This window comes from Sphaerisporangium sp. TRM90804 (assembly GCF_029846175.1).
In the GTDB taxonomy this organism is placed as follows: Bacteria; Actinomycetota; Actinomycetes; order Streptosporangiales; family Streptosporangiaceae; genus Sphaerisporangium.
Genome location: NZ_JARWAC010000023.1, coordinates 49,952 through 64,615, shown reverse-complemented (window position 1 = coordinate 64,615; position 14,664 = coordinate 49,952). Strand labels below are relative to the sequence as shown.

At 72.4% G+C, this 14,664-nt stretch carries 13 protein-coding genes; 10 read left to right on the top strand and 3 right to left on the bottom strand.

The genetic code is table 11. From position 1 onward, the window contains the following. The first annotated feature begins 165 nt into the window (after window positions 1-165). The 7 genes from PYR91_RS27175 (at window position 166) to PYR91_RS27145 (ending at window position 6,812) form a co-directional block, all read left to right on the top strand. Window positions 166-1,866 (top strand): SpoIIE family protein phosphatase, encoded by a 1,701-nt coding sequence (locus tag PYR91_RS27175; RefSeq protein ID WP_279784187.1) that lies wholly within the window; start codon window positions 166-168, stop codon window positions 1,864-1,866. A 405-nt stretch (window positions 1,867-2,271) separates the two neighbouring features. Next, on the top strand, window positions 2,272-2,844 hold the full coding sequence (locus PYR91_RS27170; RefSeq protein WP_279784185.1) for an MmcQ/YjbR family DNA-binding protein: 573 nt from the start codon (window positions 2,272-2,274) through the stop codon (window positions 2,842-2,844). Between the two features lie 304 nt (window positions 2,845-3,148). Then, window positions 3,149-3,367: a hypothetical protein gene (locus PYR91_RS27165; protein WP_279784184.1), complete on the top strand. Its 219-nt coding sequence runs from the start codon at window positions 3,149-3,151 to the stop codon at window positions 3,365-3,367. 214 nt (window positions 3,368-3,581) lie between these two features. Next, window positions 3,582-4,025: a hypothetical protein gene (locus PYR91_RS27160; protein WP_279784182.1), complete on the top strand. Its 444-nt coding sequence runs from the start codon at window positions 3,582-3,584 to the stop codon at window positions 4,023-4,025. After that, window positions 4,009-5,253, top strand: coding sequence for a hypothetical protein (locus PYR91_RS27155; RefSeq protein WP_279784180.1), 1,245 nt, complete (start codon window positions 4,009-4,011; stop codon window positions 5,251-5,253). Before PYR91_RS27160 ends, PYR91_RS27155 begins: the two co-directional genes overlap by 17 nt. Window positions 5,254-5,321: 68 nt before the next feature. Next, window positions 5,322-5,909, top strand: a complete 588-nt coding sequence (locus tag PYR91_RS27150) for a hypothetical protein (RefSeq protein WP_279784178.1) — start codon at window positions 5,322-5,324, stop codon at window positions 5,907-5,909. 18 nt (window positions 5,910-5,927) lie between these two features. Further along, window positions 5,928-6,812: a hypothetical protein gene (locus PYR91_RS27145; protein ID WP_279784177.1), complete on the top strand. Its 885-nt coding sequence runs from the start codon at window positions 5,928-5,930 to the stop codon at window positions 6,810-6,812. Between the two features lie 232 nt (window positions 6,813-7,044). Here PYR91_RS27145 and PYR91_RS27140 read toward each other — a convergent pair whose 3' ends face one another. Together PYR91_RS27140 and PYR91_RS27135 are read right to left on the bottom strand one after the other, a co-directional pair. Then, a complete protein-coding gene (locus tag PYR91_RS27140) occupies window positions 7,045-7,857 on the bottom strand; it encodes an alpha/beta hydrolase (protein WP_279784175.1) in 813 nt (270 codons plus the stop codon). 163 nt (window positions 7,858-8,020) lie between these two features. After that, window positions 8,021-8,806 carry a maleylpyruvate isomerase family mycothiol-dependent enzyme gene (locus PYR91_RS27135; RefSeq protein WP_279784174.1) on the bottom strand — a complete coding sequence of 262 codons (786 nt, stop codon included), beginning with the start codon at window positions 8,804-8,806 and terminating at the stop codon, window positions 8,021-8,023. Between the two features lie 370 nt (window positions 8,807-9,176). Between PYR91_RS27135 and PYR91_RS27130 the strand changes: the two genes are divergently transcribed. Next, window positions 9,177-11,414 carry a glycosyl hydrolase family 18 protein gene (locus tag PYR91_RS27130; RefSeq protein ID WP_279784172.1) on the top strand — a complete coding sequence of 746 codons (2,238 nt, stop codon included), beginning with the start codon at window positions 9,177-9,179 and terminating at the stop codon, window positions 11,412-11,414. Between the two features lie 146 nt (window positions 11,415-11,560). Here the strand turns inward: PYR91_RS27130 and PYR91_RS27125 are convergent, their stop codons facing one another. Continuing rightward, a complete protein-coding gene (locus tag PYR91_RS27125) occupies window positions 11,561-11,764 on the bottom strand; it encodes an SHOCT domain-containing protein (RefSeq protein WP_279784170.1) in 204 nt (67 codons plus the stop codon). Window positions 11,765-11,917: 153 nt separating this feature from the next. On the opposite strand from PYR91_RS27125, the gene PYR91_RS27120 reads away from it, so the two are divergent. Together PYR91_RS27120 and PYR91_RS27115 are read left to right on the top strand one after the other, a co-directional pair. Beyond that, a complete protein-coding gene (locus PYR91_RS27120) occupies window positions 11,918-12,205 on the top strand; it encodes a DUF2218 domain-containing protein (RefSeq protein WP_279784168.1) in 288 nt (95 codons plus the stop codon). 93 nt (window positions 12,206-12,298) lie between these two features. Then, window positions 12,299-14,656 carry a Tex family protein gene (locus PYR91_RS27115; RefSeq protein WP_279784166.1) on the top strand — a complete coding sequence of 786 codons (2,358 nt, stop codon included), beginning with the start codon at window positions 12,299-12,301 and terminating at the stop codon, window positions 14,654-14,656. Window positions 14,657-14,664 lie beyond the last annotated feature (8 nt).

Below are 14,664 nucleotides of genomic sequence, written 5' to 3'. Positions count from 1 at the left end.
CAAGAGTGCGAGACGGCCTACTTGAGGAGTTTTCGCGAAAGGGCACCCCGAGTAGGTGCTACTTTACTTACGGTAACCGCAGTCAGGCGCAGAGGCTGGAGGGGGAGGCGTCCTTGTTCCTGCGTGCGGACCGCCCACGGTGTCCATCTTTCTGCAGGAGGTCTGGTGGCGCGAGCGACGCGGTCAGGGCCACAGACGGACGAGATGTGCCGCACCCGCCCCGGCATGGCGCACCTCGCGGGATTCGCCGCCCTGGTTCTCGACCGGGACGGGTGCGTGACGCACTGGGGCGGCGGGGCGATGCGGCTGTTCGGCCGCTCCCCCGAGCGGGCCATGGGCCACAACATCTGCGATCTCGTGCTGCGCGGCACCCGCAGGGACACCGTCAGGAAGGCGCTGGCCGAGGTGGCCGCCGGTGAGCCGTGGAGCGATGTCCTGGCCGCCGAGTGCGCCGACGGGCAGGTCCACGAGGTCGCGTTCAACTGGGAGCCGCTGCGGTGGCCCGGCCCCTGGGGCGCGGTGATGGTCACCGCCGCCGACGCCTCCGGCCCCCGCCGCCCCGGCGGCTCGGCCGCCGGCGACGAACGGCTCGCCCTGCTCCACGAGCTGAGCACCCGCATCAGCGGCACGCTCGACCCCGTGAAAGCCGCCGAGGACGTCGTCGCCGTCACCGTGCCGCGGTTCGCCGACGGCGCCAGCATCTGCGTGGCCGAGGGGCTGCTGCGCGACTCCGGGCATCTCGACCACGCCGCCGACGGCTCGGTCACCGTCCGGCGCCTGGCCCACGGGCTCGACCCGCGCTCCCCCCGGCACGACGACTGGCCGGCCGCCTTCCCGACCGGCGAGATCGCCGCCTACGGCCCGGGCAGCCCCGCCAACCGCTGCATGGCCACCGGCACGCCCACCGTCCACGATTCCGGCGCCTTCGAGCCGCGCGAGCTCCTCAGGCTGCGCGAGGTGCTCGGCGAGGCGGCGCTCGCCGCGCTCGGCCGGTGCTCGTTCCTCGTCGCCCCCCTGACGGCCCGGGGCATCGTGCTGGGCTTCATCGCGTTCAGCCGCGACGCCGGCCGCCCGGCCTTCGACGCCCACGACCTCACGCTCGCCGCCGACCTCGCCTCCCGGGCGGGCATCTGCGTCGACAACGCCCGGCTCTACAGCCTCGAACGCCGCACCGCGCAGGCCCTGCAGCAGGATCTCGCGCCGCGCACGCTCAACGTCCCGCCCGGCGTGCAGGTCGCCCACCGCTACCTCCCGGCCAGCGCCATGACCGTCGGCGGCGACTGGTACGACGTGATCTCGCTGTCCGAGACCCGCATGGCCCTGGTCATCGGCGACGCCATGGGCCACGGCCCGGTCGCCGCCGGCGCCATGGGCCAGCTCCGCGCGGCCGTGCGGGCCTTCGCCGGGTTCGACATCCCCCCGCACGAGGTGCTGCGCCGGCTCGATCTCATGGCCGAGGACATGGAGTCCATCCAGTGCGCCACCTGCCTCTACGCCACCGTCGACCTCGCCACCCGCACCTGCGCCCTGTCCAGGGCCGGGCACCCGCCGCCCATCCTGGTCGATCCCGCCGGCACCGCCTCGGTGCTCGACCTGCCCACCGGCCTGGCCCTCGGCCTGGGCGACCCCGACTTCTCGCACGCCTTCTGCACCACCGAGGTCGACATCCCGCCCGGCAGCACCCTCGCCCTCTACACCGACGGCCTGGTCGAAAGCCGCGAGCAGGACATCGACACCGGCATAGCCACCCTGGTCGGCCACCTCTCCTCCCCCAGGGCCACCCTGGAGGCCAGCTGCGACGCCATCATCGCCGCCCTCCCCCACCGCTACGACGACGTAGCCCTCCTCCTCACCCGCACCACCTGACGCAGCCGACGCCCATCCGTCCTCAGCGCCCCGTGACGCGAAGGCGATGGCCTTGCCGGGAGTTCCCCAGGGTCGTGACACGGTGAGCGCGACGGCCTCGGCCAGAGACCCGGTGCGCCGGCCGCAGGCCGCAGCCGTTCCCGGCCGGCGGCGGCATGTCTGTCGACCCAGATTCCGCCCGCCGCCCGCACACCGTCTCACCCGGCACGCCTGGCGCGCCGGGTGAGACGGATCGGTCACGCCAGGTCGTACAACGGCCAGGCCAGAGGGCTGATCTTGGTGAGGCCCTGAGCCATGCCGACGAATTGAGGTCAGTGGTGGCCACGTCGGTGATGTCGCTGTCGAAGCAGCCTACCCAGGGGAAGCGCTGTCGGATGGCGTCGTAGTCGACCGCCTCTTCCCCGGATGGGTCCGCCGATCCGCTCATGTTTCCAGTGTGAACGGTCACGCGGTGAGTCTGAATGGTCACGCTCAGGTAATAAGCGGTTCGCCGTGGCCGGTAGACGGCATGGATGCGATCGTCCCCGTCGGCGGGACGGCGTGGCGCGCGTCAGGGGGGTGTCAGTGGGGGCGGCTAGCGTGGCGGTCCAGTGGGAGGCGCCGGGTCGCCTGCCGGGCGGGTATTCGGAGGGGGTCGGCGTGGTCACGGTTGACGATGTGCGGCGGTTGGCGGTCACGTTGCCGCGTACCGAGGAGAAGGTCGTGCGCGATCATGTGACCTTCCGGGTCGGGCGCATCGTCTATCTCGGCATCTCTCCGGACGAGACGCTGATGGGGTTCGCGTTTCCCAAGGAGGAGCGCGCGGCGCTGGTGGCGGCGGAGCCGGGGAAGTTCCGCATGCCGATCCGGTCCGACGAGCGGTACAACTGGGTGCGGGTGTGGCTGGCCGCGATCGACGAGCCCGAGATGAGGGAGATCGTGGTGGACGCCTGGCGCATGGTCGTCCCCAAGCGCGTCGCCGCGGCGTACATCCCCTGACCGCCTCTCCGGGCGGCCCCGGGGCCCTCGCCGGACGGCTTATAGCCCTTGACCGCGCCTCGCCAGGCCGCTTGTAGCCCTGACCGCCCCCCGCCGGGCTACAGTCCCTGGCCTCCCTCGCTGGCGGCTTGTAGCTCCTGACCTCCCTCGCCGACCGCCCGCGGCCATCCTCGTGCCGTGCTCCGGCCCCGCGGGCGGCGCGTGCCCGGTCGTCGCGAAGGCCCGTGCCCCGGCCGCCGAGCCGATTTTGTCGGTGGCGGGGGTCAGACTCGTCGGAGTGACCACCTCACCCAAGGAGGTTCCGATGGCGCGACGACGGCCGGGCGGGCGCGAGGGGCGCCGCGCCGGGGGCGACGGCATCATGCGGGCGATGGTCGCGGTCGTGGCCGCCGTTCCATTGAGCAACGCGGCCGTCGGGCTGGTGCGGGTGGCGCGGCCGGGGCTGCTGGTGGCGACGCTGGCGGTGGTTCTGGTGCTCGTGGCCGCGGGGCTGCTCGTGACCCGCCGCCGTCGCGATCCGTGACCCACGCCGTTTTCTCGTAAACCCGCCGATACCGCGATCTCGGTGTTTACCGCGCGCCTAACTGAGGGTTGTGCCGCGCAGTGGTGTAGACCAAGGGAAAAGCCGCCGGAGGAATATCTATAAACCGCTGGAAAAGCGTCAGCGCGGGCGGCATACTAGCCTGGCATTAGTGGTCGAGTGGGGAACCTCATCGCACGAGAAGGGTGATGTCGCGATGGACCCCGCTCTGGCCGGCCTGGCCGGTGCAGCAGGAGCAGCCCTCGTCCAGGCCATGACGAAGGACACCTGGGAGGCCACGAAGGCGCGGCTGGCCGCGCTCTTCCGGCGGTACGGCGGCGACGACGCGGCCGACATGTCCCACCAGCTTGAGGCCACCGAGCAAAGGCTCGACGGCTCCCCCACTCCGCCGGAACAGGCGGTGGCCGAGGAGCGCGAGCGGTGGACGGCCCTGCTCGCGGCGTTCCTGGCCCGGCACGCCGAGGCGGCCCACGATCTGCAGGACGCCGTCCACGATCTGCGCGAGGCCCTCGGCGAGCCGCCGCCGTCCCCCGAGCCGTACACGGTGGTGCAGCAGGTCACCGCGGGTCGCGACACCTTCACCGCCGGCCGCGACCAGCACCTGACCATCACCCCCGACGACGATGACGATGACGCCTGAGCCGCCCCCGCCCGCGGTGCCGGGCCCGCCGTCGCCGGTCCCCGAGCCGCGCCGGCCCGGTGACCCGCCCGGGCAGGTGCCGGAGCGGGGACAGGGGGTGGTGGCGCGGCGGGACGCGTACGCGGCGGCGCGTGACATGTACGTGAACGTGCTGCTCCAGGGGCCGCGAGCCGGTGCCGGGTGGGCGCGGGACGGGGCGCACGGCTATCGGCGGGAACGTTCCCTGTTCATCCAGTACCTCAACCCGGAGATCCTGGCGTGCTACGGCAAGGACGTCGCCCGGGGCGACGCGACGCAGGTGCTCACCCAGGCGCTGACCGCGACCCGCCTGGCGGTGCTGCTGACCGACGCCTACCTGATTTTCCCGTCCTCCTACATGTTCGAGCTGCCGTGGTTCGACGTCTTTCTCGGATGCATAGATCCGCTCGTTCACGAGGGCCTGGTGCGTCATACCTCGCCCACCCCCGAACTGGCGGCCTACCGCGACATGAAAGCCCGGGAGTATCGCCGTGACGAGACCAATCCGTACGTGTCGCCGGCCTCGCGGCACGTACGCGTCGAACCCGATCTCGGCTGGTATCCCCGGCACGGGAGGCCGACCACCGACGGCATCGCCGACCTGTGGGGCAAGGCGCTGGCGCCGGAGGGCGAACTGTCCGCCGTCGTGCACGCGGTCGCCCGCGCGTGGCACCGGCCGTACCGGCGCGTGGAGAAGATCATGTCGCGCTCCCCCGAACGGCTGGAGGGCCAGGCGTTCGTCCCGCGCTTCGTCCGGGGCACGCTGCCCGGCCCGGTGCCCGGGCAGGCCGGGACGCTGCTGGGGCTGTTCATCTCGGCCGCCTACCTGCGCTGCTACGTGCGCGACCTGGACACCGCGATCCTCACCGACCTTCCCCTGGGGCCGCTGTCCTGCGCGCTGGACGGCTCCGAGCACGACATGGGGGGCCGGGTCCTGTCGTCCCGCCGCCTGGATCTCGCGCTCCGGTGGCTGCGCGTCGACCACTTCGTCCACCGTGGGGCCAGTTGGAAGGAGCTCATTCGTCTGAGGTCGAGCCCGGAGTTCGGCATGATTGCGTCGATGCTGTACGGGAACGGCTCGGCCGACGCGTTCCGGCTCGCGATCATCGCCGCCGGAAGGTCGCGGCACTTCCGTCCCGCCGCCACCTGTGGGGACGCACTGTCCAACGTGGCCGCGGCGGCGGACCACCTGGCGCGCGCGCTCGCCTGACCACACCCCCGTACGGCGCTTTCCCGCGCCGGGCCGGGCGCGGTCCGTACGAGCACGGCGAGGGCGCCATGAAGGTTTCGGTGTACTGCTCAGGTTCGATCGCCAAAGGCTCCCGCGACGACCGGAAGCTGACGTGGTCGGACACCGAGAGGATGGAGGTCGCCAAGGGCGCCGCACCCCACGAGGTCGTGTTCCTCAACCCCGACGACCCGATCACCGATCCCGGCAACACCCTCGGGCAGTTCGGCCGCGACATGTACCAGGTCATGGTGGCCACGGCGGTCATCGTCGACGCGCGGGAGCGGCGCGGCCTGGGCATCGGCGTCGAGATGGCCGTCGCGGGCTTCCTCGGCACGCCCGTGCTCGTCGTGGCGCCGCCGAACTCCAAGTACCGGGCCGACGTGCTCGAATACCGGGGAGCCGTCGTGTACGACTACCTCCACCCGCATGTGGCCGCGCTGTCGGCGGCCGTCGCCGACGACTTCCACGCCGCCGGCGAGGCGCTGGCCCTGCTGGTGGAGACCGGCGCCGCGCCCGAGAGGGCGCCGGTCCCCGGCTGGTTGAGCAGAGCGATCGACGAATACCGCGAGAACGTCCTGGCCGCCGACGTCCCCATGCTGGAGGCGCTGCGGCAGCTTGATCGAATACCTGGATGACCGGATGGGAGGACCCAGGTGATCCTCGATGCGCAAGGAAGCACGGCGGAACTCGTCAGGCTGGGCGCGGACGCGTCCCGGTTGTACATAGTGCACAACGCCGCGCTTGAGCGGCTGCTGTTCGACCGCAACCTGGTCGGGACGGAGTTCCGCCGCGTGTGCCTGGAGTCGAGCCGCCACTTCGTCGGCCACCTGGCCGACGAGTTCCGGCCCGGCGACACGGCGGAGCTGGTGATCCTGAGCAAGGGGCTGGTGTACCAGCTCGGCGACGCCGTGGCCCAGCGGTTCGGCCGCAACCTGCCGCTGAACCTGGTGGCCACCTCGCGGGTGGCCGTCTCCCAGGAGTCGGCCCGGGTCGCGGTCTCCTACGCGCACCTGGACGCGCCCGCCGAGACGCTGTTCGTCGGCGACACCGTCGCGTCCGGCGCCACCATCGTGGCGGCGGTCGGCCGCTACCTGGAGACGCACCCGCTGAAGCGGCTGTACGTCCTGTCGTACGCGGGCACGCTGCGCGGGGCCCGGGTGATCGCGGCCTTCTGCGCCCGGCGCGGCGTCAGGGCGACGTTCCTGTACGGCCTGGCCGCCTTCGGCCTCGGGCTCAACGGGTTCGACCTGTCGTTCCTGCACCCGGACACCGTGACCCGCCGTTCGTACGTCGACCGGGCCGCCCGGCAGTTCTCCGGCAAGCCGGTCTCGGCGGTCGGGTGGGACTTCGGCTCCCAGGCGTTCTCCCCGCGCAAGTACCGCGGGCTGTGCTGGGTGGAGGCGGAGGTGTGGGGCCTGCACGGCAGCGAGTGCCTGGCGGTGGCCGAGAAGCCCGGGAACTGGGCCGAGCTGGCCCACGAGCGCGCGGCCTACGCGGACGCCCTGGGGCCCGACTGGAGAGGCGTGATCGGGGCCTGAGCGGCCGGGGAGGCGCGCACCCGGCCTCCCCGGCATCGCCCGCCAGGGCGCACGCGGCGGTCACTCCCGGTCGCGAATCCGGAGGCCGCTGGACGACCGTCCCGCGCCCCCGGCCCCGAAGACCGCCGAACCCGCCCTGGTCTGCCCCCCGTCCGGCGAGGCCCGCCGCCGTCCCCCGGCGCGGCGGGCCTCGCCTTCTCCCACCGAGAGTGCCGCCGCGGGCCGGCCCCCGTCACGGACGGCCCGCGGCCCGCCCGTCCAGGGCGGCGAGGATCGCGGCCGCGGTGGGGCCGGGCTTCTCGGCGTGCGGGTAGTGCCCGGCCCCCTCCACCAGCCGGACGTCCGCGGGGCCGGCCACCTTGCTCGCGATGAGACGGGCCTCGGCGGCCGGGTCGGCGAAGTCGCGGTCGGCGGTGCCCATCACCACGACGGTGGGGCATCGCGCCTCCGCGTAACGGGCGCGCACGCCGGACAGCGACACCTCGATCTGCGCGCGCAGCGCGGCCGTCCCGCCCGGCGCGCGCAGGCCCGCCCTGAGCTCGCGCAGGTAGCCGTCGAAGTCGGCGGGCGCGCCGCTCGGGTACGACGAGCGCAGGAACATCCCCCACAGCGCCGGGCTGCGGCCGACCGCCCGCGATGCGGCCTTCATCCAGCCCTTGATCGGGGTGTCCCCGGAGAACGAGGCGATCAGCACCAGCCCGGCGACGTCGTCGGGGGCCTCGGCCGCCGCCCACACCGCGGAGGCGCAGCCGATGGAGTGGGCGACCACGGTGGCGGGCGAGCCCAGGTGGCGGACCAACGCCAGCAGGTCGGCCCCGATCGCGGCGACGCCGTGATCGGGCCACCCGGTGCCCGAGTCGCCGTACCCGCGCACGTCCATCGCCGCCACCCGGTGACCGGCCGCCGCCATCGGCGGGGCCAGGTGGCGGAAGGTCGCGCGGGTGTCCCCCATGCCGTGCACGAGCACCGCGAGCGGCCCGCCCGCCGGGCCGGACTCCTCGTACGCGACGCGCCCGCCCGCCGTCTCCAGGTACCTGGTCGCCACGATGCCTCCACTTCCGACGAGAGCAGCGCTCTCCCTCAAGAGCAGTGAAGCCCATGGCGGAGTCCGCCGTCAAGAGCGGTGCTCTCATTGATGAGCACCGGTCCAGCCTCGATGGAACTTCGGGCGGGCGGCGGCGCCGACGGCGGGCGCCCCCGAGGGGGCGTCAGAAGGCGGTCTTCTCCTGCCAGCGGGCGAGCAGGCTCACGTCTCCGAACGTCTCAAGGCGCGCGTCGGCCGGCTTCCAGCGGCCGTACAGGAGGAGCAGCAGGTCACCGGTGGCGCCCCGGGCGGCGACGTCGCCCTTGCCGTGCCCGCGCTCCCAGGCGAGCCCCCCGGGGGCCAGCGTGACCGTCCACTCCCCGGCGCCGGGGGCGGCGTCGGTGGCGTGGAAGTGCAGCGTCTCCCCGCCGCCGCCCAGCTCGCGCAGCGGCTCGACGAGCCACCAGGCCGCCGTCAGGTTGCCCAGGAACTCCTCCACGCCGTCGGCGGCCACCCGGGCGTCGACGCGCGGCTCCCGCCCGAGCGCGATCTCGGCGTCGGCCCGGTGGACCGTCCCCTCGTGCAGCATGCGGCGCGTCCAGAAGTGCGCGCCGCGCTCCTCCCCCCACGTCCACACGGGCTCGCCGGGGTCGGCCGCGCGCAGGGTGCCGACCAGGGACCGGGCGCCCTCCGCCAGCCAGCCGGGGTAGTCGCGGTCGTCGTCGGGCAGGGCCACGGGGACGTCCCGCGAGCTGACGCGCTCGGTCACCCGCTCGCGCACGATGTGCTCGGCCCACCGGTGGGTGATGCCGACGTGCTTCAGCAGCTTGACGAGCGTCCATCCCGGGCAGGTCGGCACGCCGGCGGAGAGGTCGGCCCCGCGCACCGCCTCCACGAACCGGGCGGTCTCGGCCTCAAGGGCCGAGCAGTACTCCTCATGCGGCCAGCGACCGTGCGTCTGGGGGCTCATGGCTCCCGAGCGTAGACCGCGGACCGCGTCCGCCGCCCGGTGGCGGCCGCCGTCCCGACAGCGATTGTGGGAAATCATTGACTGGTCAACCGACGGCGGGTAGGTTCGCAGCTAATTAAAAGGAAAGCTTCCTATCAGTAAGGCCTTTATCCCGAGGTAGGGAAGGGCTCGCCATGTCACGGTCTCCGCCGCCCCTGTGCACATCCCGGGTGCCTCGCGCTTTCCGGCATCACATGGGCCTCCCCCGCATCTCCGCCACGACGTTTCCCCGCCCTCGTGCGTACGTCCAGATCGCCCCCCATTCCTCATCTGCCCGTTGGACGTGGAGCAGTACATGAAAAACAGGTTCGTATCCAGACTCATCGCGGCGGTGGGCACTCTGCTCCTGCCGCTCGGCACCGCCGTGGCCCTGGCGCCCCAGGCCCTCGGAGCGGTCGCCCCGCCGATCCGCGCCAACGCGAACGGCCCGGCGCTCACCGACGGCTCGGGCAACGCCTGGCTGGCGGACAAGGCCTACACCAGCGGCAACTGGGGTTACGACACCGTCTACGGGTCGGGCTCGACGTCCAGCGCCATCGCCGGCACCACCGACGACTCCCTGTACCAGAGCTACAACCAGTTCAACGCGTGGACCGGCTACCGGTTCGACGTCGCCAACGGCACCTACCAGGTGACGTTGAAGATGGTGGAGGACTGGGCCACGGCCGCGGGGCACCGCAGGTTCGACGTGCGCATCGAGAACACCACGGTGCTGACCGCCTTCGACGTCTTCGCCACCTGCGGCAGGCTCACCGCCTGCGACCGCACCTTCAGCGCCACGGTGACCGACGGCCAGCTCAACGTGCAGTTCAACATGAACGGCGGCGCGAACTACGCCACGGTGTCGGGCGTCGCGGTGACCGGCGGAGGCGGCGGCGGGGACACGACGGCGCCGAGCGCGCCGGGCAGCCTGCGCTCCACCGGGACGACGTCCTCCAGCGTCTCGCTGGCCTGGAACGCCTCCACCGACAACGTCGGCGTCACCGGCTACAACGTCTACCGCAACGGCACCCAGGTGGGCACCGCCACCGGCACCACGTACACCGACAGCGGGCTGTCCGCGAGCACCAGCTACACCTACACCGTGCGCGCACGCGACGCCGCGGGCAACCAGTCGAGCGCCAGCAACCAGATCAGCGCCACCACCACCGGCGGCGGCGGGGACACGACGGCGCCGAGCGCGCCGGGCAGCCTGCGCTCCACCGGGACGAGCTCCTCCAGCGTCTCGCTGGCCTGGAACGCCTCCACCGACAACGTCGGCGTCACCGGCTACAACGTCTACCGCAACGGCACCCAGGTGGGCACCGCCACCGGCACCACCTACACCGACAGCGGGCTGTCCGCGAGCACCAGCTACACCTACACCGTGCGCGCACGCGACGCCGCGGGCAACCAGTCGAGCGCCAGCAACCAGATCAGCGCCACCACCACCGGCGGCACCGGGGGCGGCGGCAAGAAGCTGCTCGGCTACTTCGTCGACTGGGGCGTCTACCAGCGCAACTACCACGTCAAGAACATCGACACCAGCGGCTCGGCCGCCAAGCTGACCCACATCAACTACGCCTTCGGCAACGTCACCAACGGCCAGTGCGTCATGGGCGACAGCTACGCGGCCTACGACCGCGCCTACACCGCGGCCGAGAGCGTGGACGGCGTCGCCGACACCTGGGACAACCCGAACGCGCTGCGCGGCAGCTTCAACCAGCTCCGCAAGCTCAAGGCCAAGCACCCCGGCCTGAAGGTGCTGTGGTCGTTCGGCGGCTGGACCTGGTCGGGCGGCTTCGGGCAGGCCGCGGCCAACCCGACGGCCTTCGCCAACTCCTGCTACAACCTGCTGGAGGACCCGCGCTGGGCGGACGTGATCGACGGCATCGACATCGACTGGGAGTACCCGAACGCCTGCGGCCTCAGCTGTGACACCAGCGGCTCGGCCGCGTTCAAGAACCTGATGCAGGCGCTGCGGAACCGCTTCGGCGCCAACTACCTGGTCACCGCGGCCATCACCGCCGACGGCAGCTCGGGCGGCAAGATCGACGCGGCCGACTACGGAGGCGCGGCGCAGTACCTCGACTGGTACAACGTCATGACCTACGACTACTTCGGGGCGTTCGACGCCGACGGCCCGACCGCGCCGCACTCGCCGCTGACCTCCTACTCCGGCATCCCGGCGGAGGGCTTCAACTCCGACGCCGCCATCCAGAAGCTCAAGGGCAAGGGCGTGCCGGCGAGCAAGCTCCTGCTCGGCATCGGCTTCTACGGCCGCGGCTGGACCGGGGTCACGCAGAGCGCACCGGGCGGCTCGGCGACCGGCGCGGCGCCGGGCACGTACGAGGCGGGCATCGAGGACTACAAGGTGCTGAAGACCCGGTGCCCCTCGACCGGCACCGTCGCGGGCACGGCGTACGCCCACTGCGGCAACCAGTGGTGGAGCTACGACACGCCGAGCACCATCGGCGGCAAGATGACCTACTCGAAGAACCAGGGTCTCGGCGGCGCCTTCTTCTGGGAGCTGACCGGCGACACCTCCAACGGTGAGCTGATCACCTCGATGAAGAACGGGCTGAACTAGCCCCCCACGGTCACGGGGAGCCGGGCGGACGCCCGGCTCCCCGTCTCCATGTTCACGTCCATACAAGGGCGGGGGCGCGCCGGGGACGCCCGGCCGCGAAGCCGGGCGGCACCCCTAATCTCGGCGCGCCGGCGAGCGCCCCGGTGTCAGTAGTCCTGGGAGAGGCCGGACATCCGCCGCAGGTACTCGTCCTCGTCGATCTCCCCCGCGGCGTAGCGCCGCTTGAGGATCTCCCTGGGGTTCTCCTCGGGCGCCAGGGCGGCGGCGCGGCGAGGTTTCCAGGTGCGCACCATGACGAGCACGCATGAAATGATCACGATGACAGCGATCAGGAACAGGATCGTCTTCACCTCAACCTCCACTTCCTCGCGGACCGCGAGGGCGTCGCGACGTCTGACGCGACCAGCAGGCGACTACCCCTGCCGCGGTGACGCACCCCCAGTCTGGCAGCTTCGCTCGCGTATAGTGAAACTTGAGCGTTCAATCAATGCGAGGAGTGGACCATGCCAAGCTCGACCGCGCGAGTCGCGACGGACGCAGCCGCCCGCTACGCCAAGCAGCTCGCCTCCCACCTCAGCCACAAGATGGACGTGTCCGACCGCCCCGAGGGCGGCTTCAACCTCGTCATGACCAGCGGCGAGGGCGTGCTCATCCCGGAGGCCACCCAGCTCGTCATGCACGCCTCGGCGGTCGACGCCGAGCTGCTGGCCAGGGTGCAGGACGTGCTCGGCCGCCACCTGGAGCGCTTCGGGCAGCGCAAGGAGCTCACCGTCACCTGGGAGGACGACTGACCCGCCCCGGCTGAGGCCCGTCCTCGGCGCGACAACCGGGCGCCGAGCATGGAGAATCGTCCACGGACCTCAACCTGAAGGCGGACCAGGAACGTGACGATCTCCATTGACCAGCGGATCGCCGAAGAGCTCGGCGTGCGCGAGCGGCAGGTGAAGGCGGCCGTAGAGCTGCTCGACGGCGGCGCCACGGTGCCGTTCATCGCCCGCTACCGCAAAGAGGCGACCGAGATGCTCGACGACGCGCAGCTCCGCGCGCTGGAGGAGCGGCTGCGCTACCTCCGCGAGCTGGAGGAGCGGCGCGCGGCGATCCTGGAGTCGATCCGCTCCCAGGGCAAGCTCGACGACGCCCTGGAGGCGCAGATCCTCGCGGCCGACTCCAAGGCCCGCCTGGAGGACATCTACCTGCCGTACAAGCCCAAGCGCCGCACCAAGGCCCAGATCGCCCGTGAGGCCGGCCTGGAGCCGCTCGCCGACGGGCTGCTGGCCGACCCCTCGCGCGACCCGCTGGCGGTCGCCGCGTCGTTCGCCGACCCCGGCAAGGGGGTGGCCGACGCCGCCGCCGCGCTGGAGGGCGCGCGCGCCATCCTCGTCGAGCGCTTCGCCGAGGACGCCGACCTGATCGGCGAGCTGCGCGAGCGCATGTGGTCGCGCGGCCGCATGACGGCGCGCGTCCGCGAAGGCAAGGAGGAGGCCGGCGCCAAGTTCGCCGACTACTTCGACTTCGCCGAGCCCTTCACCAAGCTGCCCTCGCACCGCGTGCTCGCCATGTTCCGCGGCGAGAAGGAGGAGGTGCTCAGCCTCACCCTGGAGCCCGAGGAGGCGCCCGCCGAGGGGCCCACCGGGTACGAGGCGCGCATCGCGCAGCGCTTCGGGGTCGCCGACCGCGGCAGGCCCGGCGACCGCTGGCTGATGGACACCGTCCGCTGGTCGTGGCGCACCCGCGTCCAGGTGCACCTCGGCATCGACCTTCGCATGCGCCTGTGGCAGGCGGCCGAGGACGAGGCCGTGCGCGTGTTCGCCACCAACCTCCGCGACCTGCTGCTCGCCGCGCCCGCCGGCACCCGGCCCACCATGGGCCTCGACCCCGGCCTGCGCACGGGCGTGAAGGTCGCCGTGGTCGACGCCACCGGCAAGGTCGTCGCCACCGAGACCATCTACCCGCACGAGCCGAGGCGCCGCTGGGACGAGTCGCTCGCCGTCCTGGCCAGGCTCGCGGGCGAGCACGGCGTGGAACTGATCGCGATCGGCAACGGCACGGCGTCCCGGGAGACCGACAAGCTGGCCGGCGACCTCATCAAGCGGCACCCCGAGCTCTCACTCACCAAGATCGTCGTATCCGAGGCCGGCGCCTCGGTGTACTCCGCCTCGGCCTACGCCTCGCAGGAGCTGCCCGGCCTGGACGTGTCGCTGCGCGGCGCGGTGTCGATCGCGCGCCGCCTGCAGGATCCGCTGGCCGAGCTCGTCAAGATCGACCCCAAGTCGATCGGCGTGGGCCAGTACCAGCACGACCTGGCCGAGTCCAAGCTGTCGCGCTCGCTGGACGCCGTCGTGGAGGACTGCGTGAACGCCGTCGGCGTCGACGTCAACACCGCCTCGGCGCCGCTGCTCACCCGCGTCTCGGGCATCGGCTCCGGCCTCGCCGAGAACATCGTGCTGCACCGCGACTCCAACGGCCCGTTCCGGTCGCGCCGGGCGCTGAAGGAGGTGCCCCGGCTCGGCCCCAAGGCGTTCGAGCAGTGCGCGGGCTTCCTGCGCATCCCCGGCGGCGACGACCCGCTCGACTCCTCCAGCGTGCACCCCGAGGCGTACCCGGTGGTCCGCCGCATCGTCGACACCGCCGGGGTGGGCATCGCCGAGCTGATCGGCAACGGCACCGTGCTGCGCACGCTCGACCCCAGGCGCTTCGCCGACGACACCTTCGGCCTGCCGACCGTCACCGACATCCTGAAGGAGCTGGAGAAGCCCGGCCGCGACCCGCGTCCGGCGTTCCGCGCGGCGACCTTCAAGGAGGGCGTCGACAAGCTGTCCGACCTGGAGCCGGGCATGCTGCTGGAGGGCGTGGTCACGAACGTTGCCGCGTTCGGCGCCTTCGTCGACGTCGGAGTGCACCAGGACGGCCTCGTGCACGTGTCGGCGATGTCCAGGAACTTCGTGAAAGATCCGCGCGAGGTGGTGAAGCCCGGCGACATCGTCCGGGTGAAGGTGCTGGACGTCGACATCCCGCGCAAGCGCATCTCGCTCACGCTGCGGCTGGACGACGAGAAGACCTCCCGCGCGCCCGGCCAGGGCGGCGCGGCGTCCGGCGGCGGCGACCGCGAGCGCAAGGGCGGCGGGAACGCCGGGCGGCGCGGCGGCGACCGTCGTCCCCGGCCCGACCGCGCCGCTCCCCCGGCGGGCGGCGCCCTGGCCGAGGCGCTCAGGAAGGCCGGCCTCGACAAGGGCACCGGCTGACCCCGACC

Bases quoted from the DNA above. Each gene is read 5' to 3' on its own strand.
- PYR91_RS27170 (WP_279784185.1), top strand. From the start codon at position 2,272: ATGGGTCCGCCGATCCGCTCATGTTTCCAGTGTGAACGGTCACGCGGT.
- PYR91_RS27120 (WP_279784168.1), top strand. From the start codon at position 11,918: ATGCCAAGCTCGACCGCGCGAGTCGCGACGGACGCAGCCGCCCGCTAC.
- PYR91_RS27135 (WP_279784174.1), bottom strand. From the start codon at position 8,806: ATGAGCCCCCAGACGCACGGTCGCTGGCCGCATGAGGAGTACTGCTCG.
- PYR91_RS27155 (WP_279784180.1), top strand. From the start codon at position 4,009: ATGACGATGACGCCTGAGCCGCCCCCGCCCGCGGTGCCGGGCCCGCCG.
- PYR91_RS27165 (WP_279784184.1), top strand. From the start codon at position 3,149: ATGGCGCGACGACGGCCGGGCGGGCGCGAGGGGCGCCGCGCCGGGGGC.
- PYR91_RS27150 (WP_279784178.1), top strand. From the start codon at position 5,322: ATGAAGGTTTCGGTGTACTGCTCAGGTTCGATCGCCAAAGGCTCCCGC.
- PYR91_RS27160 (WP_279784182.1), top strand. From the start codon at position 3,582: ATGGACCCCGCTCTGGCCGGCCTGGCCGGTGCAGCAGGAGCAGCCCTC.